This is a genomic window from Gordonia rubripertincta (assembly GCF_038024875.1).
In the GTDB taxonomy this organism is placed as follows: domain Bacteria; phylum Actinomycetota; class Actinomycetes; order Mycobacteriales; family Mycobacteriaceae; genus Gordonia; species Gordonia rubripertincta.
The window spans coordinates 297,173-322,702 of the sequence record NZ_CP136136.1 but is presented as its reverse complement, the minus strand read 5'-3'; the positions used below and the strand labels follow the sequence as shown (position 1 = coordinate 322,702).

Annotated in this window: 22 protein-coding genes and 2 pseudogenes; 12 read left to right on the top strand and 12 right to left on the bottom strand. The window is 66.3% G+C overall.

The genetic code is table 11. From position 1 onward, the window contains the following. Window positions 1-31: 31 nt before the first annotated feature. From RVF83_RS01385 to RVF83_RS01375, 3 genes are all read right to left on the bottom strand, one after another. A complete protein-coding gene (locus tag RVF83_RS01385) occupies window positions 32-604 on the bottom strand; it encodes an HNH endonuclease signature motif containing protein (protein ID WP_341261989.1) in 573 nt (190 codons plus the stop codon). Between the two features lie 130 nt (window positions 605-734). Further along, on the bottom strand, window positions 735-1,664 hold the full coding sequence (locus RVF83_RS01380) for a DUF222 domain-containing protein (RefSeq protein ID WP_341261988.1): 930 nt from the start codon (window positions 1,662-1,664) through the stop codon (window positions 735-737). Window positions 1,665-1,758: 94 nt separating this feature from the next. Beyond that, complete coding sequence (locus tag RVF83_RS01375) at window positions 1,759-2,451, bottom strand: class I SAM-dependent methyltransferase (protein WP_005201438.1); 693 nt, start codon at window positions 2,449-2,451, stop codon at window positions 1,759-1,761. A 49-nt stretch (window positions 2,452-2,500) separates the two neighbouring features. Between RVF83_RS01375 and RVF83_RS01370 the strand changes: the two genes are divergently transcribed. The 8 genes from RVF83_RS01370 (at window position 2,501) to RVF83_RS01335 (ending at window position 11,748) form a co-directional block, all read left to right on the top strand. Beyond that, window positions 2,501-3,469, top strand: coding sequence for an NADPH:quinone oxidoreductase family protein (locus tag RVF83_RS01370; protein ID WP_005201437.1), 969 nt, complete (start codon window positions 2,501-2,503; stop codon window positions 3,467-3,469). Window positions 3,470-3,526: 57 nt separating this feature from the next. Beyond that, window positions 3,527-3,796 (top strand): DUF2277 domain-containing protein, encoded by a 270-nt coding sequence (locus tag RVF83_RS01365; protein ID WP_005201435.1) that lies wholly within the window; start codon window positions 3,527-3,529, stop codon window positions 3,794-3,796. A gap of 86 nt (window positions 3,797-3,882) precedes the next feature. Continuing rightward, the gene (locus RVF83_RS01360; RefSeq protein WP_039881292.1) at window positions 3,883-4,278 is read left to right on the top strand and encodes a hypothetical protein; all 396 of its coding nucleotides are present in this window, start codon (window positions 3,883-3,885) and stop codon (window positions 4,276-4,278) included. A gap of 113 nt (window positions 4,279-4,391) precedes the next feature. After that, on the top strand, window positions 4,392-5,300 hold the full coding sequence (locus RVF83_RS01355) for a DDE-type integrase/transposase/recombinase (RefSeq protein WP_157226878.1): 909 nt from the start codon (window positions 4,392-4,394) through the stop codon (window positions 5,298-5,300). Window positions 5,301-5,526: 226 nt separating this feature from the next. Then, complete coding sequence (locus tag RVF83_RS01350; RefSeq protein WP_227026273.1) at window positions 5,527-5,823, top strand: hypothetical protein; 297 nt, start codon at window positions 5,527-5,529, stop codon at window positions 5,821-5,823. Further along, window positions 5,823-8,222, top strand: coding sequence for a hypothetical protein (locus RVF83_RS01345; RefSeq protein WP_005201428.1), 2,400 nt, complete (start codon window positions 5,823-5,825; stop codon window positions 8,220-8,222). Before RVF83_RS01350 ends, RVF83_RS01345 begins: the two co-directional genes overlap by 1 nt. A 994-nt stretch (window positions 8,223-9,216) precedes the next feature. Continuing rightward, window positions 9,217-10,998 (top strand): ABC transporter substrate-binding protein/permease, encoded by a 1,782-nt coding sequence (locus RVF83_RS01340; protein ID WP_244971674.1) that lies wholly within the window; start codon window positions 9,217-9,219, stop codon window positions 10,996-10,998. A 3-nt stretch (window positions 10,999-11,001) separates the two neighbouring features. Further along, a complete protein-coding gene (locus RVF83_RS01335; protein WP_005201422.1) occupies window positions 11,002-11,748 on the top strand; it encodes an amino acid ABC transporter ATP-binding protein in 747 nt (248 codons plus the stop codon). A 4-nt stretch (window positions 11,749-11,752) separates the two neighbouring features. On the opposite strand, the gene RVF83_RS01330 is transcribed toward RVF83_RS01335, so the two are convergent. The 4 genes from RVF83_RS01330 to RVF83_RS01315 form a co-directional block, all read right to left on the bottom strand. Continuing rightward, the gene (locus RVF83_RS01330; protein ID WP_005201421.1) at window positions 11,753-12,556 is read right to left on the bottom strand and encodes a FadR/GntR family transcriptional regulator; all 804 of its coding nucleotides are present in this window, start codon (window positions 12,554-12,556) and stop codon (window positions 11,753-11,755) included. A gap of 174 nt (window positions 12,557-12,730) precedes the next feature. Continuing rightward, on the bottom strand, window positions 12,731-13,651 hold the full coding sequence (locus RVF83_RS01325; protein ID WP_039881283.1) for an amidohydrolase family protein: 921 nt from the start codon (window positions 13,649-13,651) through the stop codon (window positions 12,731-12,733). 46 nt (window positions 13,652-13,697) lie between these two features. Continuing rightward, the gene (locus RVF83_RS01320) at window positions 13,698-14,690 is read right to left on the bottom strand and encodes an alcohol dehydrogenase catalytic domain-containing protein (protein WP_005201419.1); all 993 of its coding nucleotides are present in this window, start codon (window positions 14,688-14,690) and stop codon (window positions 13,698-13,700) included. Between the two features lie 4 nt (window positions 14,691-14,694). After that, the gene (locus RVF83_RS01315) at window positions 14,695-15,336 is read right to left on the bottom strand and encodes a PaaI family thioesterase (RefSeq protein ID WP_039881282.1); all 642 of its coding nucleotides are present in this window, start codon (window positions 15,334-15,336) and stop codon (window positions 14,695-14,697) included. Between the two features lie 194 nt (window positions 15,337-15,530). Here RVF83_RS01315 and RVF83_RS01310 point away from each other — a divergent pair, with 194 nt between their 5' ends. The 4 genes and pseudogenes from RVF83_RS01310 to RVF83_RS01295 all read left to right on the top strand — a co-directional run bounded on the left by RVF83_RS01310 (window position 15,531) and on the right by RVF83_RS01295 (window position 20,613). After that, window positions 15,531-16,328 (top strand): 1-acyl-sn-glycerol-3-phosphate acyltransferase, encoded by a 798-nt coding sequence (locus RVF83_RS01310; protein WP_005201416.1) that lies wholly within the window; start codon window positions 15,531-15,533, stop codon window positions 16,326-16,328. A gap of 19 nt (window positions 16,329-16,347) precedes the next feature. Further along, window positions 16,348-17,997, top strand: a complete 1,650-nt coding sequence (locus RVF83_RS01305) for an AMP-binding protein (protein WP_005201415.1) — start codon at window positions 16,348-16,350, stop codon at window positions 17,995-17,997. A 3-nt stretch (window positions 17,998-18,000) separates the two neighbouring features. Next, window positions 18,001-19,443 carry a wax ester/triacylglycerol synthase domain-containing protein gene (locus RVF83_RS01300; protein WP_005201413.1) on the top strand — a complete coding sequence of 481 codons (1,443 nt, stop codon included), beginning with the start codon at window positions 18,001-18,003 and terminating at the stop codon, window positions 19,441-19,443. Further along, a pseudogene (locus tag RVF83_RS01295) lies at window positions 19,440-20,613 on the top strand (alpha/beta fold hydrolase). The gene RVF83_RS01300 and the pseudogene RVF83_RS01295 overlap by 4 nt, the downstream one beginning before the upstream one ends. A 30-nt stretch (window positions 20,614-20,643) precedes the next feature. Here RVF83_RS01295 and RVF83_RS01290 read toward each other — a convergent pair. The 5 genes and pseudogenes from RVF83_RS01290 to RVF83_RS01270 form a co-directional block, all read right to left on the bottom strand. Continuing rightward, window positions 20,644-21,997: pseudogene (locus RVF83_RS01290) on the bottom strand (alpha/beta hydrolase domain-containing protein). Further along, the gene (locus tag RVF83_RS01285) at window positions 21,994-22,383 is read right to left on the bottom strand and encodes a carboxymuconolactone decarboxylase family protein (RefSeq protein ID WP_005201407.1); all 390 of its coding nucleotides are present in this window, start codon (window positions 22,381-22,383) and stop codon (window positions 21,994-21,996) included. The pseudogene RVF83_RS01290 and the gene RVF83_RS01285 overlap by 4 nt, the downstream one beginning before the upstream one ends. Then, window positions 22,380-23,261 (bottom strand): NAD(P)-dependent oxidoreductase, encoded by an 882-nt coding sequence (locus RVF83_RS01280; protein ID WP_005201405.1) that lies wholly within the window; start codon window positions 23,259-23,261, stop codon window positions 22,380-22,382. The genes RVF83_RS01285 and RVF83_RS01280 overlap by 4 nt, the downstream gene beginning before the upstream one ends. Further along, window positions 23,258-23,998: an SDR family oxidoreductase gene (locus tag RVF83_RS01275; RefSeq protein WP_005201404.1), complete on the bottom strand. Its 741-nt coding sequence runs from the start codon at window positions 23,996-23,998 to the stop codon at window positions 23,258-23,260. The genes RVF83_RS01280 and RVF83_RS01275 overlap by 4 nt, the downstream gene beginning before the upstream one ends. A 22-nt stretch (window positions 23,999-24,020) precedes the next feature. Beyond that, window positions 24,021-25,487 (bottom strand): aldehyde dehydrogenase, encoded by a 1,467-nt coding sequence (locus tag RVF83_RS01270; protein ID WP_005201402.1) that lies wholly within the window; start codon window positions 25,485-25,487, stop codon window positions 24,021-24,023. Between the last annotated feature and the right edge of the window lie 43 nt (window positions 25,488-25,530).

Below are 25,530 nucleotides of genomic sequence, written 5' to 3'. Positions count from 1 at the left end.
AGTCAGCCTCCACCCACCCACCTGCTCCCGCTCAGAAGGGCGGTGGGTTGGCAATGTCCCACTCGTCGAGTTTTCGACGATGAGTTGTGGTGCGGGCGGCCCGATCGTCGGCGATCCGTTGCCGGGCGGGGTGATCGGGTGGCTTTCGCGGTGTCAGGGCGCCGAAGAGGTCCCGTCCGGTGAACGAGTTGCCCTGATAGACGTGACCGGTGGGCGATTCGAACCAGATCGACATGTACTCGTCCTGAGAGTCCTGCCACGCCCCGAAGGTTTTGATGCGGTGGTGGAACCGACACAACGGTTTCAGGTTGCGCTCGCTGGTTTTCCCGCCGTGGTCGGGGTTGGTGTGATCGAACGGGTGGGTGTGGTCGAGGTCGGAGATCCAGACGGGCTGGTTGCAGCCGGGGAAGGTACAGCACAGTTCGCCGGCCCGCACGAGTGACTGGAGTTTGCGGCTGGGTACATACCGGCTCGCGGCTGCGGCTGCTTGGGCGTCGGCGTCGCTTGGTCCGTTGCCGACCCCGGCGGTGACGACATCACAGATGGCATCGGCGAGCAGGCTGCGCATGGTGTCGGCGTCGATGAGGCCGTGGCCGTCGAGCATGCCGGGGTCGTTGTCGAGGCCGACGAGCGTCGAGAGGTTGCCGATGATGTGAAAGGTCGGCCGGGGGCCGTGGCCCGCGCACGAGCAGGACGGTGAGGTGTCGGCGGGTTCATCTGCCGGAGCCTCGGTTTCAACGGGTTGGGGTGGGCTCGAGCGTGTCGAGGTCTTGCTCGGCGGGTTCGGGTGCGCAGTCGGGGCAGTGACAGTCGAGTGCCCGCCGGCCGTGGGCGAGAGCGAGGAGGGCGTCGGCCCGGCGCTGAGACATGGTGCGCCCATCACTCGGGTGGACGGTGGTGGCGATGGCGGTCAGCTGGGCATTGAGGGCGGCGGCGTCGGTGTGGGGCAGGTTGCCGGTGATGCGGGAGCGGCCGGGCTGGAACCGGTCGGGTCGGATCGTCACTTCGCGGTCGCGGGTGGCGTGGTCGTTGCGTCGGCGGACCGCATCGGGAGCGTGTTTGTGCACGATCTGGTCGACGAGTGCGGTGAATCGTGTGGTGGACATGGGGTCGCGTGCCAGGATCGCTTCGGCCAGGTGCGCATCGACGATCGGCATGGTGGCGTCGTCGACGAAGTCGGTGCGTGTGAGGGCGATGGTGAATCGGCGCAAGTCGATTCGTGCGCAGGCGAGCGCGGTGCCGGTGAGTGGGAGTCGGTACCGCATGGCGTCGCCGGTGCGGATGAGGTCGCGGGCTTCGGCGGCGGTTAGGTTCAGTGCGGCACCGAGTTCGGCGGTGGCTTGTTCGAATCCGTTGGGTCCGTGCTCGGCGTAGGGGTCCACACCTGCGGCTGCGTTTGCGGTCTTGTTGAGTAGTTCGTCGACCGATTGTGCTTGTCCGGTGTGGAGCCAGCTGCGATGCAGGAGGTATTCCTCTTCGCGTTGTTCGTGCAGCAGGCTGGCGGCCATCAGGATGCGGCAGGTGTTGACCGCGTTCATCGAGGCCGAGTACGCGGCGGTGCTGACGAGTGCTTCGGCCGACAGTCCGGCCAAGGGTTCGAGCACGTCGAAACCCTCGCCGGGGAGGTCCCCGGTGGGGGTGGTGTCGCCGAACTCGAAGGCCATGACAACACCATACGATCGGTCACCGACAATTCTGTTCGGTGTCGAGCGGGTTGTCAGACGGTGTGGCAACGACTTTCGGTAGTAGGGCCTCCGGTCAGGCCTTCAGCGGCGCCCCGACCTCACCCGAGTCGCGCCGCAGCACGCGTAGTGAGCCCTCGGCCCGGACCTCGGTGAACTGGCCGGTTGCCAGTGCCTGGCAATAGATCTCGTAGGGCGGGCGTCCGCCGTCGGCGGGGTCGGGGAAGACGTCGTGGATCAGCAGGGCGCCGCCGATGCGGACCCACGGCGCCCAGCCGTCGAGATCGTTCTGGGCGGCTTCCATGCTGTGGCCGCCGTCGATGAAGACGAAGTCGGCGGGCTTGCCCCAGATCCGGGCGGCGACGGTCGACGGCGCGAGGAGTCCGACGACGGTCTTCTCCAGGCCGGCGTCGAACATGGTGCGGCGGAATCGAGCCGAGGTGTCGAGTGCGCCGGTGTGCGGGTCGACCAGCGACTCGTCGTGGTACTCCCAGCCCGGCTGATGCTCTTCGGAACCGCGGTGATGGTCGACCGTGACGATGACGGCGTCGTTGGCCTCGGCGGCCGAACCCAGGAAGACCGTGGACTTTCCGCAGTAGGTGCCGATCTCCACGCCGACCTTCGTCGAATCCGGTTGGGACAGATACTCTCCGGCGATCTCGAACAGCGTCTGTGCCTCGTCGAGCGGCATGAAGCCGGGTGCTTCGTCGGCGACTTTGCGGCGTTCGGGGGACGGTGCGTTCGGCGACGGCGCCGTGGACTGTGACATGGCACAGATCCTATCGGGTGTGTGAGCGGCGCCGCGTAGGGTGACCGGTATGAAAGCTCAGGTACTCAGTGCAGAGACAGGCCCTTCCGGACTCGAATTGACCGAGGTCCCCGATCCCACTCCCGCTGACGGTCAGGTCGTCGTCGACGTCAAGTCCTGCGGTGTGTGTTTTCCGGACCTCCTGATGAGCCAGGGGAAGTACCAGCTCCGCGTGCCCACCCCGTTCACCCCGGGCACCGAGGTCGCCGGTGTGGTGCGGTCGGCGCCCGAGGGTTCGTCGGTGAAGGTGGGGGACAAGGTCCTCGTCGCATCGATCGTCGGCGGTTTCGCCGAACAGGTCGCCGCCGCGCCGGAGCAGCTGCTGCCGCTGCCCGACGGACTCAGCTTCGAGCAGGGTTCGGCGATGGGCATCAACTACCAGACCGCCCTGTTCGCGCTGAAGACCCGCGCGCACACCCAGCCCGGCGAGGTCGTCGGTGTTCTGGGCGCGGCCGGCGGCGTCGGCACCGCCTCGATCATGGTCGCGAAGGCCATGGGTGCCAAGGTCGTCGCCATCGTCCATCGCAAGGGGGCCGAGGAGTTGCTGCGCAGCGCGGGCGCCGACGAGATCGTGCAGCTCGAAGAGGGCTGGGGCGACAAGCTCCGGGAGGTCGCGCCCAAGGGCGTCGACGTCATGATCGACCCGTCCGGCGGCGAGGTCTTCGACGAGGCGCTGCGCCAAGTCGCGCCGGACGGCCGTTACGTCGTGGTCGGCTTCGCCGCGGGAGGCATCCCGACGGTCAAGCTCAACCGCGTGCTGTTCCGCAACATCGCCGTCGTCGGTGCTGCGTGGGGCGAGTACGTGCGCACCCACCCGGAGCTCCCGGCGATCCTGCACGAGGAGCTGGCCCAGATGATCGCCGACGGCATGACCCCGCAGGTCAACGTCACCTACTCGCTGGATCAGCTGCCCGAGGCGTTGACCGATCTCGCCGAGGGGCGGATCCTGGGTAAGGCGGTCGTCAAGATCGGCGACTGAGGACATCGGCCCGGCCGGCGACGACCGCAGAAGAAACCACCTGCGAAGGGAACCGCCATGTGCCGCAACATCACCGAACTGCGCGGACTGGAACCGCCCGCCACGGCCGACGAGGTCGAGGCGGCCGCCCGGCAATACGTCCGCAAGGTGAGCGGCGTGCGGCACCCCTCGCCGGCGAACGCCGAGGCCTTCGAGGCCGCGGTCACCGCCGTCACCGCGGCCACCCGCACCCTGCTCGACGCCCTGCCCGAGCGGCGTCAGCCGCCGAAGACGGTGCCCCCGCTCCGACGCCCCGAGGTCCAGGCGCGGATCGCCGCGCGGGGCTAGCAGTCAGATGTCGCGATTCGTATCGGGCACGGTGGTTGCCACTCTGTTTGTGAGTCACTCCCGATGGGGAGGAGAACACTGTGAGCATGTCACCGGGTTACACGGTCGAGGAGATCGAAGCTCTTGTGGAGGAGTACATGGCTCTTCGGCAGGGGCAGAAGGGGCCGTGGCTGAAAGCCAGGTCGATCAGTAAGTACCAGCTGCATCGATGGCGCCAGGCCTATCTGGCCGGTGACCTGGCACGCGGCCTGGTGCCGCGTGACTCGGTGACCCGCGAGGACGCGATCCGACGGGCGATCGAAGCGGAGAAGCATCTAGAAGCCCAGCAGCGTACTCATGCCGACGAGCTCGAACGGCTACATCGGCAGATCGAGACCCTGCAAGGCGGTAACGCTGCGTTGGGAAAAGCTATCGGGCTCTTGCGAAAGTTGGACTCGCAAGAGCCCGGGGCGACACCGGACGATCCCAGCTCCGAGAAGTAAGGTTCGGCCTGATCGCCGAGCTGACAGCCTCGGGGTATTCCCAGCGGTCGGCGTTGACGATCGCGGGGGTCTCGCGCGGATCGTTTCACTACCGCCACCGGCCCCGACCTGCGGTGTCGCATCCGGTTGCCCAGCGAGACAGGGCCTATCCCAGCCAGCTCAACGGCGCCGACGTCGCGGCGATCAGCGAGTTGATCCGGGCCGGCTGGTCCCAGGGACGCTCGGTGATCGACACCTTCGCCCACACCTGGGATCACGGCCGTTATCTGGCGTCGGCGCGCACCTGGTATCGCATCGCCAACCGGATCGATCAGTCCACCCGCCCGGCCTCACCCCGGTCGCGTACACAGCGCACACGTCGCGTACCGGTTGTGGCGGCCACCGCCCCCGGGCAGGTGTGGATGTGGGATATCACCGACCTCAACGGCACCTACGTCGGCCAGCGATACAAGGCGTATTCGATCCAGGATCTTTACTCCCGCAAGATCATCGCGTCCTGCGTAGCTCCTCGGGAGGACGAAGACATCACCGCAGGCTTGTTCGCTGCAGCGTTCGACACCGATCAGGTTCCGCGCATCATCCACTCTGACAACGGATCGGTCATGCGGTCGGGTCGACTGGCCCGGCTGTGTGCGGCGATGGACGTGACCATGTCGTTTAGTCGTCCGCGTGTGTCGAATGACAACCCGTACAAGGAATCTGAGTTCCGCACCATGAAACACCGGCCGTCATATCCGGCCACGTTCGACGACATCCACAGCGCTCGGGATTGGGTCGAGTCCTACGTCGACTGGTTCAACGTCGACCACCACCACCGCGGACTGGCACTGTTCACTCCGCAATCAGTCCACGACGGCAGCTGGCGAGAGCACCACAGCGTGCGCGCCTCGACACTAAACACCTACTACGAGCACAACCCCGACCGGTTTCGACATCGTCGTCCCAGCGCGCACCGCCCGCCCAGCCGCGTCGGCATCAACCTGCACCACGAACACAACCAGATCGCACTAAACACGAACTAGTGACTCAACACAGGTTGACACCCACCGGCACCGATACGAATCGCGACACCTGCGAATCGGGGTAGGGCGGGCAACGAAGCATGTCCGCCGCCAGCCCTGGGGAGTACCTAGGTGCACCCGCGTTCTGGCCGGGTTAGGATCGCGAAGACATTTGTGCTGATCATGGGCATGCCGTGCGTGGCCATGCGGTTGGGGTGGGGGAGTAGTGGCACCGAAGCCTGTAGAGGTGAACACGGGCAGCCTTGCTGACACGGCGACACACCTGCATTCGTTGGGAGCGTCGATTCGGGGAATCGAAGCGCCGGCGTTTGGAGCGATCGGGAACTCATTGGCGGGTTTCGAGACCGCATCCGCCGCGGCCAGGGTCGACGGGTCGGTGAAGCAGGCTCTGACAACGATTGCAGGTCGACACGAGCAGTTTGGCGATGCGCTGGAGTCCGCTTCGATCGCGATAATCAACGCGGACTATGTAGCCGCCCGACTACTAGAGTCGCTTGGCGACCTCAATCAGCGTCCTGAGTGATGGTGGCGAAGACGCGCAGTGTTGTCCGCGATGCACACCCCGAGATACTCGCTCATGCGGCGTCCGCACTGGTACCGGTGTCCTCCGCAATCGAGGGTAAAGCCGAGGAGCTGCATGCAAAGGTTACCGGCCTCGACTGGAAGGGGGCCGCTCGTGACGGGGCGTTGACCCGCGCGGACCGAGAAAAGACACAGATGACCCGGGCAGCGGACGCCGTCGACCAACTCGGCGAAGCGTTGAAGTCGGGTGGCAGCCGGATGGCTCCGATGGTCGCGAGCCTCAATACGTCGGCTACCAACCTCGAAAACGACCAGTTCTCAGTCTCGGAGGAGTGGACAGTCCGCGACTTGCGAGACTACGCATCAGAAGAGAAACGCAACGAGGGCGACCCCACAGCACTGTCGGCGATCGCCGAAGCCCGTCGAATTCGGGGCGAAGAAGCTACCAACGAGACCATTCGACTGCAAAGACTCGCCCAAGAGTTGCACGCCGCTGACCTCGACACGAAGCGCGCGATCAGTGAAGCAGAAGAACTCATCAGAACACTTACGCCCATCACCGCGGGATTCAGTGTCCGCCAGTCAGAGATCGACCTGAAGGCACTCAGGGACGGCAAGCTGTCTCCCGCGGCCCGAGATCGACTGAGGCAAGCGACGTCGTTGAGTCCTGAGCAGCTCGAAGCACTGAGTGATGGGCAGGCCACGGTGATCCCTCAGGGGCAGTACGACTACCTGAGCAGCATCATGAACGAGCTCAAGACGGCGAACATGGACGAGCTACTCAGTATCAACAACGCTGCGCCGGGGCTACTCGGAGATGCTTTCCGCATCATGTCGAATCCGAATTTGCACACGAACGCGGGTTCAACGGGCGGGCTCGACCGCCTACCTGACTCGGTTGTCTCGCTACTGCGCGACAACCCGATTGAGTACACGACCGCGGGTATGTCGACGGGATTTCCGTACTCTTTCGCTGGGGTCCCACGCCTGGATGATTTCAAAATTCTGAACACGATACTGAGTGACCGCACCGACCGTGGTCTACAACTCGGAACGGATGTCGATCGCGGGATGCTCAAACAGGCCTCTGAGATCGTCGGGGCTCTTCCGGACGACGAAGACAAGCTCTTTGGCATGCGTGATGAGAACCAGCGCGTCGAGGATGTTCGGAAGCTTGCGAGCTCGATGCTCACCAACTCGAGTCACGACCGGCAGGCGGTGACGGACTTTCTCACAGGGGAACGGATGGCCGTGACTGTTGCCGAGGGGCATAGGTACGACGCCGACGCGCACGTGTTGAACATTCTGTCTGAGCGGTGGTCTATCGACGGTGCGAAGATCGGTGAAGAGGGCGACTTGTCGGGCGGTAGAGATCTGTTCGATTGGATCGGAGCTGCGGCGCCTGCAGACGGGTTCGAGGGACAGCTAGGTGGCAAGGCAGCAAATGCATTGGCACGCGCCATAATTGACCACGAGAACGAACTCGACTCCTTGGTTGTCGAACGAGACTCCGCGGGGAACAACAAGTACGAGACATTCGGTGACCGGAATGCCCTGCTATCGCAAGTACTTGCCAAGAATCTGGCGCCGTACTTCGGTAACTTTGCAGGTGCTCCGGACGAGGTGTTGACCAACCACTCGGCCGGTCAGCTTGAAGACACGGTCGAGTTCTCGAAGCTGATCGGGGTTCTGTCGACGGATCCTGGTGCCGGTCGAGTGGCGTTGAGTGCTGCGGTGCAGTGGGAGAACTTCCTTGCGCATGAGTACGGCAGCGACCCAGACAACGCGGAGTTGGCCACTGCAGCGGCGAAGATGCACAAATCCATGGATGAAGGCCTTACCATTGCGTTGACAACCCTCGCCGACAACGACCAATGGGAGCGGGTGCGCGAGTACAACGAGAAGTCTTTTCTGATCGATTCAGCAGGTGGACTCTTGGCTGCCGGCGGCTTGAAAGTTCCTGGGCTTTCGGAGGTTGCCGGTTTGGCAGTACCGCTCGTGAAGATGGATGAGGTCGCGTTGCCAACTGCCGATCCGCAAGACAACGAGGCTGCCTGGAAGACCGAGCTTGGGAACATGGGGACCAGCCTCGACAAACTGACCGCCGGGCAGGACCGAGTTGTTCATGTGACGTCCGGATACGTCGAGGATCGGCCAGATCTTTGGGGTAAGGCGTGGACTGCGCGCGACGGTGCTCAGATAACGTTCGTGAGGCCAGACGGTTCCCTTGACCTGGAAATAGTTCAGGCCAACGGCCGAGAATTCACGAGATTCTCGAAGGAAATCGGTGCGGAGAGTATTCGTTTCGAATACAACGACCACTTCGGTGAATCACTCGAAGACCCGACGATCAACGATTCTGACCAGTCCATGGAGGTAGTGGATCGTGCGCCGCGCTGACGTTGCTGCGATAGCTGTTCTGTGTCTTGGGCTTGTGACTGCTTGCGGTGACAGTGATCGATCCCCGTCCTCGGGGTCTGCAGGCAGCACCACGTCGAGTTCAGTCCGAACGGTGTCCCCCTCGGAAGCCCGTGCAGCCGACCGTTTGCAGTGGAGAACCCGATGGCTTGAGAACGGTGCTGTCGACCTGTCATCCCCGACGGGAACGTTCATTCGTGGAGTAATCGAAGGAGAGACCCTTCTGCTCTTCGATTGGAATGTTGACGGTGAGTTTCCGGGCATCAAAGACGCGATCCCTGGGCGGAAGGATTGGATGCCCCCACTGGGAAGCAGCGATTACCAGACAGTAGATGAGATCCACAAGATAGCTGACGTTCGTGACATCGGTGACAATTCAGCTGTCGCGCTTGTGTGCACCTCCGGAAAGGTAAGCTCCGATCCGACGAGTTTTCCACCCTATTTCGATTCGAAAAATATCCCCGATGCCCAAGACAGATTCGTGGCGGTCGGCCGCTTGACGTTTCACCGGGAGGGCGAGTCGCCGCCGGAAAGTCGGCCCGGTCCCAAGTTGTTTCCCGGGTATGACGTATTCGGAGACTGGTGGATCTCGGAGTACAAGGATTCCTGGTCGCCGACGTCGGGTCAGGACGAGTGGGGGCGGGAACCGATGCCTGACCCGAGTATCTGCGGTGACATGGGCGACTTGACCGCTCCTGGCCCGTCCTATCCCGGGTGGTCGGGGAGCGAAGTTCGAATCTCAGCGCGCCACGGTAGATGAGAGTTGCCAGCGGCCGAGCAGAACCCCAGCCAGAGGTTTCGCTCGGTGGGGCTGCTTGATGGTTGAGCGACGGGGCAACCCGGCATCCCGGACAAACCCCAGTTCAGCGCGGTTAGAACCACCGGCGAGCGAAAAATTGGGACCTCGCGTGGCGCCGCGGATAGTCTCGGAGTGGTGTCCAACCACCGATCTCATCGCGCGCGACCCGTACCGCGCGTGGTTCGTCTTCTCGCGCTCGCGCTGACGGCCGCCATCATCGGCCTCCTGTCCATCCTCGGCGGACCTGCGCCTCACGCGCAGGCCGCTCCCGACGACAGCTGTGCCCCGGCTGGTCTCGCGTCCGCGTCGGCCGCACCGGTCAACCTGGCCGCGGCGGAACAGGGCGGAGAGGACAAATACACCACCCCGAACACGACGCCGATCGATCAGCTCGACCTGAACGCGCTCGAGTTGCTCGCGCCGGGCACGCTCTCGGTCGGCACGCTCTCCGACGCCGGACCCAGCATCTGCGTCAACAGCGCTGGTGTCTTCACCGGCTTCGACAACGAACTGCTGAAGGCCGTCGCCGCGAAGTTGGGTCTGCAGGTCGAGTTCAACGGCACCGAATTCGCCGGTCTGCTCTCGCAGGTGGCCAACAACCGGTTCGACGTCGGGTCGTCGTCGATCACCACCACCGACGACCGTCGCAAGACCGTCGACTTCACCAATGGCTACGACTTCGGATACTTCTCGCTCGTCGCGCCCACGAGCGGATCCATCAAGAGTTTCGGTGACCTGTCGGATGCCACCCGCATCGCCGTCGTACAGGGCACCGTGCAGGACGACTACGTCGTCAACACGCTGGGCCTGGACCCGGTCAAGTTCCCCGACTACGCAACGGCCTACGCCAACCTCAAGAGCGGTCAGGTCGACGCGTGGGTCGCACCGTCGCAGCAGGCGGAGGGCGCGGTCCGGGACGGTGACGGCACCGCCATCGTCGAGAACACCTTCAGCGTCAACAACTTCGTCGCGTGGGCGGTCGGCAAGAACAAGCCGAACCTCGTCGAGGCGCTGAACTCCGGACTCGACGCCGTCATCGCCGACGGCACCTACGCGAAGTTGTACGAGGACTGGGTGCCGCGCGAACTGCCGGAGGGTTGGAAGCCGGGCAGCAAGGCCGCGCCGGCACCCGAACTCTCCGACATCGCCGCCATCGCCGCGGAGAACGCCGAGAAGGCCGGCCCGGCCGAGGCCACCGAGCCGAAGAGCACTCTTCAGCAGCTCGGCGACACCTTCTTCAACTGGGACCTGTACGAGAAGTCCTTCCCGGAACTGATCAAGACCGGCCTGGTGAACACGCTGATCCTCTCGGTCGTGTCCGGTGTGCTCGGCACCATCCTGGGCATGATCCTGGCGATCTGCGGAATCTCCCGGTCGCGTTGGTTGCGCTGGCCCGCACGCGTTTACACCGACATCTTCCGCGGTCTGCCGGCCGTGGTCGTCATTCTCATCGTCGGCCTGGGCGTCGGCCCGGTGGTCAAGGGCATCACCGGCAACAACCCGTACTGGCTCGGCGCGGTCGCGCTGGCCCTGCTCGCGGCCGCCTATATCGGCGAGATCTTCCGATCCGGCATCCAGAGCGTCGATGACGGTCAGCTCGAGGCGTCGCGTGCGATCGGTTTCAGTTACCGCCAGTCGATGCGGCTGGTCGTCGTTCCGCAGGGCGTCCGGCGGGTGCTGCCCGCGCTGATGAACCAGTTCATCAGCCTGATCAAGGACAGCTCGCTGGTCTACTTCCTCGGACTCCTGGCCAGCCAGCGAGAGCTGTTCGCCGTCGGTCGAGACCTCAACGCGCAGACCGGAAACCTGTCGCCGCTGGTCGCCGCGGGCATCATGTACCTCATCCTGACCATCCCGCTGACGCACCTGGTCAACTACATCGACCGCCGCCTCCGCACCGGCAGGCCCGCCGATGTCCACGACGACCCGCTGCCCGTCACCGCCGTCGAGAAGGGATAGGCCATGCCTGCCACCACCACACGAAAAGCGGTGTCGCTGACCGGCACCGATCTGCACCTGTCCTTCGGCAAGCATCATGTGCTGCGCGGCGTCGACATCCAGGTCGATGCCGGGACGACGACCACTGTCATCGGGCCGTCGGGGTCGGGCAAGTCGACGCTCCTGCGGGTGCTCAACCGCCTGCACGAGCCCGACCAGGGCGACATCCTGCTCGACGGCCGGTCCGTCCTGAAGGACAACCCGGATGAACTGCGCCGCCGAATCGGCATGGTGTTCCAGCACTTCAACCTGTTCCCCCACAAGACGGTCGTCGAGAACGTCGCCCTGGGACCCCGGAAACTCAAGGGGCTCAGCAAGGAGGAGGCCCGGGAGGTCGCGCTGAAGCAGCTCGAGATCGTCGGCCTGACCCAGAAGGCCGACGTGCGGCCGGCTCGTCTGTCGGGCGGTCAGCAGCAGCGCGTGGCCATCGCTCGGGCGCTGGCGATGACGCCGGAGGTCATGTTCTTCGACGAGGCGACGTCGGCCCTCGATCCCGAGCTCGTCAAGGGCGTTCTCGCACTCATGGCCGACCTCGCGTCCGAGGGGATGACCATGGTCGTCGTCACGCACGAGATGGGCTTCGCCCGCAACGTGAGTGACAACGTGCTGTTCATGGACCACGGCGCCGTGGTGGAGACCGGCGACCCCGGGCAGCTCTTCGACGACGCGAAATCGGATCGCCTGCGCACCTTCTTGTCTCAGGTGCTCTGAGACCTCACATCCACTGGACGAGTTCGTCGGACCGTTCCGGGTGACGTTTCCGGAACCGTTCGACGACCTCGCTGATGTGATCGTGCATCAGTGTCTCGGCCTTCCGCGGGCGGCCCGCGATGATCGCTCTGGCGATGTCGGCGTGGTCGTGTCTCATCGCGTCGTCTCCGGCGGTGGTGTCGCGTCCGGCTGTGAGGACATGCTCGACGACGATGTGGTCGATCGCCTGGGTCAGGAGAGTGAGTACGCGGTTTCCGCTGAGTTCGGCGATGACGGCGTGGAAGTTGGTGAGCTCGCCGAGGATCTCGTTGTCTCGGAGCGCTTCGACGTCGTGATCGAGGAACCGCGCGAAGGCGGTCTCCTTGGTCTTGCGGTCCTCGATCCGGGCGACCTTGGCCGCCAGCTGTGGTTCCAGGAGCTTCCAGGTGTCGAAGACCTCGTCGTACGTCGCGCCGGCGAGGTGAAAGTAGAGCGTCGCAGTCCGTGCGAGGTACGAAGCGTTGAGTGCGCTCACGAACGGGCCGCCACCCGGACCGCGCTTCAGTGTGATCAGACCCTGGACCTCGAGGATGCGCAGGGCTTCGCGCAGGGTCTCACGACTGACCGAGTAGTCGGCGAGCATGTCGCTCTCGGCGGGGAGGCGGTCGCCGTGTCGTAGGCCGAGGCTGACGATGTCGGAGACGATGGCCGCAGCGGTGGTCTCCGACGCCTTCGGGGCACGGGCGGCCTCGCCGGCTTTCGTCGACGAATGGATGTCGCCGGGCCGGTAGATGATCGGTAGGCCCGCGCGGACGATTTCGCGTGTCATCATCGACCTCTTCAGATGGGGTGAAACTGGCACGGAGCCGCTGGCTGGAATCCGATCGGTTGCACTCTACGTGGTCGCGGGACGAGACCCGGAAAAATCGTATGAGCGAATGAAACCGCGCTACGGTTCTAGCACGCGGCGGTCATCCGCGCAGCGGATGCGGGCACCGGCGGTTCACCGCCCCTCGAGGCCGAACAACCGAGCAGCGTTGCGGTAGAACACATTGCGCAGCCAGTCGTCGCCCATGTCGAGGCCGGTGATCACCTCGAGCGCGTGGGTGTAGCCGTACGGGATGTTGGGGAAGTCGCTGCCGAACAGGATCTTGTCCCCGGCGTCGGCGAGGCGTGACCGCAGATCGGCGGGGAACGGGGCGTTCTCCTCGGCGAAGTCGGTGAACGCCATCGTGGTGTCGAGGTGGACGTTCGGGTACTCGAGCGCGAAGTCGAGGAACGGTTCGTATTCGGGCATGCCCATGTGCGCGATGATCAGCGGTAACGACGGGAACCGGTGCAGCAGAGCGCGAATGGGTTCCGGGCCGGTGTGGTTCCCGGGTGCGGGACCCGACCCGCAGTGGATGATCACCGGGATCTGCGAGTCGGCGATCTGCGACCACACGCCGTCGAGCAACGAGTCCATCGGGGAGTAGTCGCCGACCTGGATGTGGGACTTGAACACCTGCGTTCCGGCCTGGATCGCACGTGAGACGTACGCGGCGGCCGATTCCTCCGGGTAAAAGGTCGCGGTGTGCAGACAGTCCTCGTGGTGGGCGGCGAAATCGTTGGCCCAGCCATTGAGCCACTCCGCCATGTCGGGCTTGTGTGGGTAGACGAGCGACGAGTAGGCGCGGATCCCGAAATCGCGCAGTGTCGACACCCGGACGTCTTCGTCGGCGCGGTAGGTGATGGGCCACTCGCGTCCGACGAGCGGGCCCGCGGAGTCGAAGTAGGCCCACACCTTGTCCATCACCGGACGCGGCATGAAATGCGTGTGGACGTCGACGATGCCCGGGAGGTCGAGGTCCTGCCAGACCGCGCGCACGCGATCCGCCTCGTGGGAACTGAACGGCACTGGGGACTCTGGAACGGCACTGTTCACCTGTACGACGGTACGCCCGGCGTCGGGCCCGGGGCACCTCGGCCGGTCAGCCGACGGCGGGGGAGATCAGCACCTTCCGATGGTCGTTGGGCGCCGACAGTTCGGTGAACACACGATGCACCTCATCGAGCCCGACGATCTCGCTGACCAGCGTCGACGACCCCACCGCGCCGCGGTTCAGTTCACCGGCTGCGGTGGTGAACTCGGTCTTCGTGTAGTAGGAGACGAAGTCCATCGACGCCTCTTTGACGATACCGGCGACGGGCATGAAGTGGTCGTCGCTCAGGCACACGCCGGCGACGACGATTCGTCCGTGCGTGCGCACCGCGTCGAGAGCCGCGGCGATCATCCCGGGTTTGCCGACGCATTCGATCACCACGTCGAATCCGTCCCGGATCTGCTCGATCACCGACTCAGGTGTGTGGACCTCGGATGCGCCGGCATCGAGTGCCGCGGCGCGACGACCGGGGGAGGGGTCGGAACAGCTGACCTCGCCCGCGGTCCCGCGCGACAACCAGTGCAGCACAGCTGTTCCCACCGGTCCGGCACCGAGTACGAGGACGCGGTCGCCGGGTTCGACCGCGGCGCGCGTCACGGCATGCAGGCCGACCGCGAGGGGTTCGACCAGCGCGCCTTCGACCGGGTCGATGCCGTCGACGCGCACGCTCTCGGCGGCACCGACGACGACGTACTCGGCCAGGGCGCCTGGCAACACACCCAGTCCGAGCGTGCGCGCGGACGGACACCGCGCGATGTCGCCGGTCAGACAGGCGCGACACCGGTGGCAGCCTCGGACGGGCATCGACGCGACCTGGTCACCGACGCGCAACTCCGGCGCGGCGTCGGGGCCGACCGCTACGACCTCACCCGCGAACTCGTGACCCATCACGGTGCCGGCGGGCAGGAACGGTGCGGTCGACAGATCGGAGCCGCAGATGCCGTTCGCGGCGACCCGGAGCACGAGGTCGCCGGGGCCGGGCGTCGGATCGGGGAGTTCGACGATCTCGAATCCGCCCGCCGAGATGACCGCCGCCCTCATGGCCTCAGCCCGCCGACCAGCGCACCGGCGGGGCGTCGAGCGCCGATCGCGGCACGATGAAGACGCCCTCGGCCTCACAGGTCACACCCTCGGCGTCGGAGATGGTGCCGCGCGCGATGCGTTTGCGGCCGGTCTGCTCGGTGACCCAGGCCCGCGCGGTCAGCGCGCCCAGTCGGGTCGGACGGAGGTAGCGGATGGTGATGGTCCCGGTGTAGCAGGCGCTCTCGTAGCTGGCGGCGTTGCCGAGGAGGTGGTCCAGAAGCATCGCGCAGACACCGCCGTGCACACATCCCGGCGGGCCCTCGTAGGCCGCGCCCAGGGTGAACTCACAGCGCACCCCGTCGTCGACATGTTCGACGTTCAGCGGCGGTGCGAGGGCGTTGCGTACCCCGATGACCGCGTTTCCCCAGGCCATACCGGTGTTCTCGCGCGTGTGCCGGACCCCGTACGGCCCGTCCATCTGCTCCGACCGCAGATCGGCGACGATCTCGGCGATCCGCCGCTGGGCGACGGCGAGGGCGTCCTCACCGACTTCGGTCCTGATCACCGCGTCGACCAGGTCGCGGACGGTGTCGGTCAGGGGTGTGTAGACCCCGCGACGGCGCTCGACCTCGGCTTCGGTGATGTCCTCGAGGATGAACTGCATATAGCTACCCATCAGTAGGTGTGGCATAGGTAACGCCGACTGGCGACGTCCACTAGAACGTGTTCTAATTCAACACTAGAACGTGTTCTAGTTTTCCGCTTTCGCGGACATCGACCACCAGGTCATCCAGCCCGAGGTGACACGTCAGGAGCGGTGATCCGCGACCCGGAGACACAACCACAGGAGTTACGACGATGAGCGCCGGCACCTTCGACCTCACCGCCCGCGACGAGACCTGGGTCAAGCGGGTCCTGCCCGTCCTGAGACTCGTGGCCAAGAAGTACTTCCGGTCCGAGGTCCGCGGCATGGACAAGGTCCCCGACGGGGGTGTCCTGCTGGTCTCCAACCATTCCGGTGGCCTGATGGCCTTCGACGTCCCGGTGATCAGCGTGGCCTTCGCCGACGAGTTCGGAGCCGAACGGCCGCTGTACACGCTGGCCCACGACCTGATCTTCACCGGCGCGGGCAAGGACGTCTTCGGCAAGTTCGGCTTCCTGCCGGCCCATCCCAAGAACGCCGTCGCCGCGCTCGAGGCGGGGGCCGCGACCATCGTGTTCCCCGGCGGTGAGTGGGAGGTGCTGCGTCCCACCAGCGAGTCCGCGACCATCGACTTCCACGGCCGCACCGGCTACATCCGCACGGCTCTCGAGGCGGGCGTCCCGGTCGTCCCCATCGTCACCATCGGCGGCCAGGAGACCCAGCTCTTCCTCAACCGCGGTGACGCGCTCGCCAAGCTGCTCAAGCTGGACAAGCTGCTGCGCATCGACAGCGCGCCGTTCGCCTTCGGCTTCCCGTTCGGTCTCACCGCTCATTTCCCGCCCAACATCCCGTTGCCCTCGAAGCTCGTCACCGAGGTGCTCGACCCCATCGACATCACCGCCGAGTTCGGAACGAATCCCGACCACGACGAGGTGGACCAGATGATCCGCAAGCGCATGCAGCACGCCCTCGACGGGCTCGCCCGCGAGCGCCGGTTCCCGGTTCTCGGCTGACCACGAAAGGAGAACGACGATGATCACACGACTACGCGATCGCGTCACCACCTACGCGTGGCTCGTGCGCACCCTCATCCGCAGTGGCTTCCTCGGCACACTGCGACTCGACCGGTACATCCGCATGGGACTCAACCTGCGACGCCACGGCGGTGCATCCCCGGTCAGCGGCATCGGCCTGGCAGCGGCCCGCGCCCCGAAGGGGCTCGCCCTCGTCGACGAGGCCGGCGAACTCACCTGGGGAGAACTCGACGCGCGCTGTGACGCACTGGCCGTCGGACTGCGCGGGCTCCCCGGCGCGCCGGTGAACACCGTCGCCATCCTCTGCCGCAACCACCGCGGCCTCATCGAGGCCCTCGCCGCGACATCGCGACTCGGCGCCGACGCGGTGCTGCTCAACACCGGATTCGCCGGACCGCAGCTCGCCGACGTCCTCGAACGTGAGGGGGCCGACGTCCTGATCGCCGACGACGAGTTCGACGCGGTCATCGCCCCTGCAGCAGAACGACTTCCGAATGTCCGCCGCTTCCACGCCTGGACCGAGGCGGGCCCGGTCTCCGCTGACACGATTGACTCGCTCATCGACGCGAACCTCGGTCGACGCCCCGTGCGACCCGAGCGTGCCGGCCGCATCGTACTGCTGACCTCGGGCACCACCGGCACCCCGAAGGGTGCACGACGGGGTGGCAGCACCGACATCGCCTCGCTGGCCGCGATGCTCGACCGCATCCCCTGGCGCGCAGGCGAATCCACGGTCATCGCCGCACCCATCTTCCACGCCTGGGGATTCGGGCAGGTGGCCATCTCGGCAACCATGACGTGCACGATGATCATGCGCCGGCGTTTCGACCCCGAGGCCACGCTGGATCTCGTCCGCGAACACGAGGCGACCGGACTCGCCGTCGTGCCGGTCATGCTCGAACGCATCATGGATCTACCCGACGAGGTGCTCGAGACCCATCCGATGCCGAGTCTCCGATTCGCGACGGCCAGCGGTTCGCGGATGCGCACCGACGCCCTGATCGCCTTCCTCGACCGCTTCGGCGACGTCGTCTACAACAGCTACAACGCCACCGAGGCCGGGCTGATCAGCACCGCCACCCCGGAGGATCTGCGCGTCGCCCCGGACACCGCGGGTCGCCCGCTGACCGGCACGAGCGTCCGCATCCTCGACGACGACGGTCTCGAGCTGCCGACCGGCGAGATCGGTCGCATCGTCGTCGCCAACAACTCCGGTTTCGACGGCTACACCACCGCCGACACCAAGGCGTTCAGCGACGGACACATGGTGTCCGGCGACGTCGGACGGATCGACGAGAACGGCCGGCTGTTCGTCGTCGGCCGCGACGACGAGATGATCGTGTCCGGCGGCGAAAACGTCTACCCGCTCGAGGTCGAACAGGTCATCGGAGCCCTCGACGAGGTCCACGAGGTCGCGGTGATCGGCGTCGATGACGAGAAGTTCGGACAGCGCCTGGCCGCCTATGTGGTTCGCGCCCCGCAGACCCTCATCGGCGCCGACCAGATCCGGCAGCACGTCAAAGAACAGCTGGCCGGGTTCAAGGTCCCCCGCGACGTCCACTTCCTCGACGAGCTGCCCCGCAACGCCACCGGCAAGATCCTCAAGCGCGATCTGCTGTCCGCCGCCCCGGAACGAAAGGTGAGCTGAACGATGAACGCACGCAACACGCCCCGCGTCACCGAGCTGTTCGCCGGCGCCGTTCCGCATGACGCCGAGCGCATGACCGGCCCGGACTCGCTGATGCTCAACATGGAGTCACCGTCGAATCCGATGCACACGCTGAAGGTCGCGGTGCTCGACACGAGCCGCCGTGATCGTCCGCTCACACTCGACGAGATCGCCGACGTGATCCCGCGCTACCTCGGGATGTTCCCGCGCGCCACGCAGCGGGTGCGCTGGGTACCCGGATGCTCGGCCCGACCGTTCTGGGTTCAGGACAACGCCTTCGACGTCACCCATCACATCGACGAGATGACGGCCGCCGCTCCGGGCCGGCGCGCCCAACTCGACGCCGTACTGTCCGAACTCGCCGTGCGGCAGCTCGACCGCGAACGGCCGCTCTGGGGGCTCACGCTGGTCCACGGCCTCGAGGGAGGTCGTCAGGCGATCGTGGTCCGCGTCCATCACGCGGTGGCCGACGGGCTCGCGGCGCTGAACACCTTCATGGCGGCCACCGCCGAACCCGGCGAGCGCGTTCACCCGGCACCCGTCCCCGAGGCCCTCGATCAGGACACGAAGGCCCTCACGAAGGCGGCCCGCGCAGAGTCGCGCCGACTGTTCCGCGGTGTGCCGTCGGTGTTCTCGGCCGGGCGGCGCGCGGTGCGGGCACGACGCCGGGCGGCCAACGGTGACCTGATCCCCAAGCCACTGACGGTGCGTCGTACCAGCTTCAACGCACGCAGCGGGGCAGACCGCGTGTGCGCGTCGGCCGACATCGCGCTCGCCGACATCCAGCGAATCGCACTGGCCGCCGGCACCACGGTGAACGGTGCACTGCACGGCGTGATCGCCGGCGCTGTCCGCGACGAACTCATCGCCCGCGGCGAGACGCCGGGTAACTCGGTGACCATTTTCGGGGTCTGCAAGGACCTGGCGTCGAACCGCGTGCACGGCAACGAGATCGCCACCGCCATGGCGTATCTGCGGTCCGACCTCGCCGATCCCGTCGAGCGGATCGTCGCGACGGGCGAGAGCTGCGGGGCCACTGTCGCCTGTCGTCGAGAAGTCGGTTTCGAACTGACCGAGAAGCTCTCGACCTACACCGGCCGGCTCGGCCCGCTGTTCCGCGGGCTGGCCGCCAATGTGATGCCGGTGGTGATGAACAACATCACCACCGCCAACATGCCCGGCCCGCGGACGACGCGCTGGGTCGGTGACATCGAAGTGGTCGACTGGATTTCGTTCGCCCTGGCCATTGCGCCCGCGGATGTGAACCTGACGACCTACAGTTACGCCGGACGGTTGAGCATGGGACTCATCGCGACACCGGAATCGATGCCGGATCCGGCCGGGTTCCTCCGCCGGGTCGTCGAGGCGGTCGACGAGGCGACCGATGCGCTCGGTATCGGTGCGATGGCACAGGAGGCCAGTTGATCGACTGGGAGACCGAGCGCGCCCGGCTGGGATTGTTCGCGGGCGTACTGCCCCGCGCGATCGGCAGCTCGTTGGCTGCGAGACGAGGAAATCCGGAAACGGGTATCCCGGCAGCCGGCTGCGGGCCGCGACAGGTCGGGGAGACCGCGATCGACGAGATGTTCATCGCGATCAACTCGGTGATCCGGGACATCCCACCGATGGAGTCGGTCGAGGAGATGGTGGCGAGGTGCGCCGACGTCGCCGATGAGTTCGTACGCCTCGGACCTGCCGGGGTTCATCGGGATCCGGGTCCGCCCCGCATCCTGTCGCGCGACCGCAAGATCTTCGGCACCACGTCGTTCGAGCACATCGACTACTCCGTCGACGCGAAACTGCCGGCATCGGTGGCGTCACTGGACCCGTATGCCGACGGCATCTCGTCGGTCCGGGTGATGACCAAGAACCGGCCCGGTGCCCGATGGCTCATCTGGGGTGCATGGTGCGGCGCAGGGCCGACCCGACGATCTCTACGCCTTCCGGGCGGCCCACCTGCACAAGAAGCTCGGCTACGACGTCGCCTTCCCGGTGTTGCCCGCACATGGCGGTCGGCGCGTGACCAAGGTGTCCTACCCGGGCTTCGACCCGCTCGTGAACACGCTCATCACCATCCGAGCCGTCGCCGAGATCCGGTCGTTGATCACCTGGATCGAGCACCACGACCCCGCCGAGATCGCGATCGCCGGAACTTCTCTCGGTGGTCCGATCGCCGCGCTGGTCGCCTCGCTGGACCCGCGGGTCGCCACCGTTCTCGCGGTGGTGCCGATGCTGGACATGCACGCGACGCTGGCCCACCACATGTCGCGCGGCGGACCCAAGGGTGAGCACCTGGCGTCGTTGATGCGCGACGAGTCGGTGCGCGAGGTCGCGAGCGTCATCAGCCCGCTGCGGGTCACGCCGATCGCGCCGCCCGATCGTCGGATGGTCGTCGCGGCTCTCAACGACCGCGTGACCTGGGTGTCGGCGGCACAGCAACTCCACGCACACTGGGGCGGCCGCATCCACTGGTATCCCGGAAGCCATGTCGGCCATGCCATCTCGACGGGCATCCGCCAGGCGACGGACGGTTTCCTCAGCGAACCCGCCCGCCCCGCCGGACCGGCCGAGGAAGGCGAGCGCGCGGCGTTCTGAGGGCAGCGCGGCGGGAGCGCGCAGCGAAACCTACTCGGGCACCAACTCCGGGTTCGCGTCTGCGATCAGTTCGTCGCGGTCTTCGACGAGCACGAACCCCGCGGCGATGGCGGCGTCGGCGGCATCGCGGTAGTGCTTCTCGTATTCGTCGCGGGTTCCGTAGCGTTCGGCGAGGAGGTGCTCGGGCACCGGGTGGGTCGACCCGAAGAGCAGGCAGATCCGAGAGATCGGCTCGGAGACGACGCCACTCAGCACCTGGGTCGGTGCGTCGACGCAGGGGGTGCGGACGCCGCCGAGGACGTTGCCGATGTCGTCGACCTCGAACTCGGGCTCGGGAGTGGTCACACCCCGGAGACGCAACGGGTCGGCGGACGGTGGCGGGTCCCCGCCGTCGGCCCAGGCGCGGAGGTGACGGAGTCCGGCGCGCAGCACGAAGCGCTGCTGGCCGCGGTTCACCGGGTCGGGGCAGCCGAGGAACTCCTCGAAGTCGCCGATCTGGTGGAGGTCGGCGTGTGAGGTGCCGGCGATCTCCCACACCCGCAGACGGTCGGTGTCCGGCTGGCGCACGAGGTGGTAGCGGAAGTTGGTCAGCACATCGGTCTCGGTCTGGACGACGAGGACCGGTGCGTCGAGATCGGTGCGGATCGTGGTGGGTTCGCCGCTGAACACGGTGCTCACGTCGATCCCGGTACCGACCTCGCCCGCGGGAAGTCCTGCTGCAGCACGGCTGTGGATGAGGAACCCATCGAAATCCGTGTCATCGGCAACAGCATTGACGTAGGTGGTCAGGGCCATCGCGGATTGGGATTCGCCGACCGCGAGCACCGAGCCGACGGTCAGCCCGGCGAGCGGGTGGTCCGGGGTCGGGCTCTCGGCGGAGTGATCACCGCGGACGGCGAGGCCGATCGAACGGAAGATGTCGTAACAGTACGCATCGCCGGGATGGTGCAGGCCCGCATAGCGATCGGGGTCCTTGGCGGCAAGGCTCTGGGGCTCCCCGGTGGCGACGCCCACCGAACCGGTGCCGCCCTCGATGCCGACGTACTGCGCCGACACCCCCACCCCAGGCGTAACCGGCACGCACCAGCTCCGCGGCGAGATACGAGTACTCCGGTGCGGCATCGCTGCCGCTGCTCACGTTCAGCCACTCCACGACGGCGCAGCCGTTGAACGCAGCGGCGTCGGCGGGGCGTCGGACGACGAGCCGCGTCGTGAACTCGGCGGGTGGAGTGTCCGCGTCGCCGACGAGGCGCCGGGCAATTCCCGACGCCGCGTACTCGGTGTCGGTGTATCCGGCGGCCACGAGGTCGGGGACCGGCGAGGCGCTCAGGAGTGATGAACCCTTGCCGTCGGTCAGGGGGCGAAACGTGATCTGTTGGTTCACTTCTGCTTCCGGTGCTTCTTGATGACCTCACCGAACATGAAGTGCATCTTGGTTCCCTGGGGCCAGCCGATGTAGTAGCAGAGGAACAGGCTGATCTCCTCGAGCTGCTCGGGCGTCAATTCGCCGTTGCCGAGTGCGGCGCCGGCCTGGATCTCGGCGACGTCGATGTTGTTGCTTGCGGCAAGAGCGCCGAGTAGGAGTAGGCGCCGATCGCGGTCGGACAGGCCCTCGCGGGCCCAGACATTGGCGAAGACCTGGTCGGCGGTGTGGGCGAAGTAGTCGCCGGGACCGTCGCTCATCTCCCAGCCGTAGACCTCGGACATCCGCTTGAGGCCGCGCTTGCGCACCTCGTCGGGTGCTTCGTCGGAGATGTTGGATCGGGTCATGCGGTTTCTCCTTCGAGATGGGGGACACCGAGTCCGGGGGCCAGCTCGCGGAGTGCGATCTGGCCGAGGGGCAGATCGACGCCGAGGTCGTCGGCGAGTGCGAGTGCCAGCGACAGGTCCTTCTCGCCCAGTGTACGAACGCCGGTGAAGATTCCGTACCACGGATCGTCGGCGTCGAGTGTCGCCGTGGTCTCGCGCAGCATGATCGCGCCGGCACCGCCGGTGACGGCGTCGGTGTGCCGAACGACCTTGCCCAGCTTGGCGATGTCGAGGCCGGCGGCCTCGGCGAGACGAGCCGCTTCGGTGGTGGCGGTGAACGAGATGAAGTGCAGGAGGTTGCGGGCGAGCTTCATCTTGGTGCCCGCACCGACCTCGTCTCCCGCATGCACGAGCATGTCCGACGTGAGCCGGAACGGCTCCTTCAGCTTCTCGTAGGCGTCGCGCGGGCCGCCGACCATGATCGCCAGCCGTCCCGACGCCGCGCCCATCGCGCCGCCCGAGATCGGGGCGTCGAGCAGGACGACCTCCCGTCCGGCGCACTGTCCCGCGAGATCGATCGCGGTGTCCGGGCCGATGGTCGAGTGGACGGTGATGATGGTGCCCGGGCGGGCCGTCGACAAGAGGCCGTCGGGACCGGCGACCACCGAGCGGACCTGCTCGTCGTTCAGTACGCAGATCCCGATGATGTCGGCGCCGGAGGCGAGTTCGGCGAGCGATCCGGCCGCCTTCGCGCCCTTGTCGACGACCTTGGCGATCGCCTCGTCGGACAGGTCGAACACGGTGAGCCCGCCCGGCCAGGCGGCCAGGCTGGCGGCCATGGGGCCACCGATGTTGCCGAGGCCGACGTACCCCAGGCGGACCGGGTTGTCCTCGGTCATGACCGGATGACCTGCCCGCCGTCGACGTTGAAGATCTGCCCGGTGATCCAACCGGCCTCGTCGGACAGCAGGAACAGGCACATCCCGACGAGATCCTCCGGCGTGCCGAACCGCTTGAGCGGCAGTCGGTTCACGATGTCGGCGACCATCTCCTTGGGGGTCGTCGTGCGCGTCGCCTCGGTGTCGATGGGGCCGGGTGCGATGGCGTTGACGCGGATGTTCTGGCCGCCGAGCTCGGTGGCGAGCTGCTGGGTCAGGCCGTTGACGCCGACCTTCGCCAGGCCGTAGAAACCGCTGTACAACCAAGCGGCGGTCGAGGATTGGTTCACGATGGCGCCGCCGCCGTTGGTCATGTGCGGGTAGACCGCGCGGGTCACGTTCAGCGCACCGTCGAGGTTCACGCTCATGAACTTCTTGTAGTAGTCCCACGGCACGGTGATGAGGAAGTCGAGCTTCATGCCGCCGTAGATCGCGGCGTTGTTGACCAGGCCGTCGATCGAACCGTAGGCGTCGACCGTCGCCTGCGCGAGAGCCTTCGCCGACTCCTCGTCGGCGACGTCGGTGCTGACGTACAGACCACCGATGTCGGCGGCGACCTGTTTGCCCTTTTCGTCGGCGAGGTCGGCGACCACGACGTTGGCGCCCTCCGCGGCCAGTGCCCGCGCATAGGCTTCACCGATACCGCCCGCGGCCCCGGTCACGATGACGGTCTTGTTCTCGAAACGCTTGGAACTCATTGTCCTGCTTTCTGTGTGGGTACTAGGCGGGCCGGGCGACGGCCTTGGTCTCCAGGTATTCCTCGAATCCCGCGACTCCCATCTCGCGGCCGATGCCGGACTGTTTGTAGCCGCCGAACGGAACATCTGCGGAGTACCAGATGCCGCCGTTGACGCCCATGGTCCCGGTGCGAACACCGTTGACCACCTTGTTGATCCGGTCCTCGTCGGTGCCGTAGACCATGCCGGACAATCCATAGGGGGAGTCATTCGCGATGCGGATCGCGTCGTCGTCGCCGTCGTGGGCGATGATCACCAGCACCGGCCCGAAGATCTCCTCCTGTGCGACGCGCGCCGAATTGTCGAGTCCGGAGATCAGCGTCGGCTCGACGAAGAAGCCCGTGGGCTTGTCGGTCGGGCGACCCCCGCCGATCTCGATCGTCCCGCCCTCCTGCTTGGCGAGTTCGATGTAGGACTCGACGCGCTGACGCTGACGCTCGGAGATCAGCGGCCCGCAGATGGTGCCCGAGCTCGTCGGGTCGCCGGCCGGCAGACCGGCCAGTGCGTCGCGGGTCGCGGTGATCGCCTCGTCGAGCCTGCTGCGCGGCACCACCAGGCGGGTGGTGATGGCGCACCCCTGACCGGCGTGGGTTACGACGTTGAACGCGGCCATCGCGCAGGCCGAACCGATGTCGGCGTCGTCGAGCACGATGAACGCGGACTTGCCGCCCAGCTCGAGGAACACCTTCTTCAGCGACTCCGAGGAGGCGGCCATCACCTTCTTGCCGGTCGCGGTGGAACCCGTGAAGGAGACGAGATCGACGCGGGGGTCGGTACTGAGCTGCTCGCCGAGCCGATGGTCGGTCGAGGTGACGATGTTCAGAACGCCCGGCGGGAAGTCGGTCTCCTCGGCGACGACCTTGCCGACGAGCGCGGCACACCACGGGGTGTCGGGGGCGGGCTTGAGAACAACGGTGCATCCCGCGGCGAGCGCGGGCCCGATCTTGGCGAAGTTGATCTGATGCGGGAAGTTCCACGGGGTGATCGCGCCGACGACGCCGACGGCCTCCGACCGTAGTTCGCGATGATTCTTCAGGCCCATCGGCTCGGCCGTGCCCAGGTCGCGGGTCCACTCGTAGCTCTCGGCGAGGTCGGCGAAGTAACCGAGATCGGTGACCGGACCCTCGAACTGTGGGCCGTGGGTGAGGAACGAGGGACAGCCGACCTCGGCGATCGTCAGTTCCCGGAACTCGTCGGCATGGGCGAGCAGGGCGTCGCGGAGCTGGCGCAGGCAGCGGGCGCGGAAGGCGTGGTCGCGTGACCAGTCGGTGGTGTCGAAGGCGGCGCGGGCGGCGGCGATAGCGGCGTCCATGTCGGCGGCGGTGGCCTCGGCGGCCTGCCCGATGACCTCCTCGGTCGCGGGGTTGACGACGTCGAAGACACCGCCGCTACCGGGGGTGAGTTTGCCGTCGATCAACAGATCCGACGCGGATTCGGGGCGAAGGGGCATGAGCTGGAACTCCATCTGGACAGGTGTCTGGACTCGCGTTCAA

Bases quoted from the DNA above. Each gene is read 5' to 3' on its own strand.
- RVF83_RS01270 (WP_005201402.1), bottom strand. From the start codon at position 25,487: ATGCCCCTTCGCCCCGAATCCGCGTCGGATCTGTTGATCGACGGCAAA.
- RVF83_RS01380 (WP_341261988.1), bottom strand. From the start codon at position 1,664: ATGGCCTTCGAGTTCGGCGACACCACCCCCACCGGGGACCTCCCCGGC.
- RVF83_RS01285 (WP_005201407.1), bottom strand. From the start codon at position 22,383: ATGACCCGATCCAACATCTCCGACGAAGCACCCGACGAGGTGCGCAAG.
- RVF83_RS01320 (WP_005201419.1), bottom strand. From the start codon at position 14,690: ATGAGGGCGGCGGTCATCTCGGCGGGCGGATTCGAGATCGTCGAACTC.
- RVF83_RS01335 (WP_005201422.1), top strand. From the start codon at position 11,002: ATGCCTGCCACCACCACACGAAAAGCGGTGTCGCTGACCGGCACCGAT.
- RVF83_RS01330 (WP_005201421.1), bottom strand. From the start codon at position 12,556: ATGACACGCGAAATCGTCCGCGCGGGCCTACCGATCATCTACCGGCCC.
- RVF83_RS01300 (WP_005201413.1), top strand. From the start codon at position 18,001: ATGAACGCACGCAACACGCCCCGCGTCACCGAGCTGTTCGCCGGCGCC.
- RVF83_RS01310 (WP_005201416.1), top strand. From the start codon at position 15,531: ATGAGCGCCGGCACCTTCGACCTCACCGCCCGCGACGAGACCTGGGTC.
- RVF83_RS01365 (WP_005201435.1), top strand. From the start codon at position 3,527: ATGTGCCGCAACATCACCGAACTGCGCGGACTGGAACCGCCCGCCACG.
- RVF83_RS01305 (WP_005201415.1), top strand. From the start codon at position 16,348: ATGATCACACGACTACGCGATCGCGTCACCACCTACGCGTGGCTCGTG.
- RVF83_RS01315 (WP_039881282.1), bottom strand. From the start codon at position 15,336: ATGCAGTTCATCCTCGAGGACATCACCGAAGCCGAGGTCGAGCGCCGT.
- RVF83_RS01375 (WP_005201438.1), bottom strand. From the start codon at position 2,451: ATGTCACAGTCCACGGCGCCGTCGCCGAACGCACCGTCCCCCGAACGC.
- RVF83_RS01370 (WP_005201437.1), top strand. From the start codon at position 2,501: ATGAAAGCTCAGGTACTCAGTGCAGAGACAGGCCCTTCCGGACTCGAA.
- RVF83_RS01360 (WP_039881292.1), top strand. From the start codon at position 3,883: ATGTCACCGGGTTACACGGTCGAGGAGATCGAAGCTCTTGTGGAGGAG.
- RVF83_RS01275 (WP_005201404.1), bottom strand. From the start codon at position 23,998: ATGAGTTCCAAGCGTTTCGAGAACAAGACCGTCATCGTGACCGGGGCC.
- RVF83_RS01345 (WP_005201428.1), top strand. From the start codon at position 5,823: ATGGTGGCGAAGACGCGCAGTGTTGTCCGCGATGCACACCCCGAGATA.
- RVF83_RS01385 (WP_341261989.1), bottom strand. From the start codon at position 604: ATGCTCGACGGCCACGGCCTCATCGACGCCGACACCATGCGCAGCCTG.
- RVF83_RS01280 (WP_005201405.1), bottom strand. From the start codon at position 23,261: ATGACCGAGGACAACCCGGTCCGCCTGGGGTACGTCGGCCTCGGCAAC.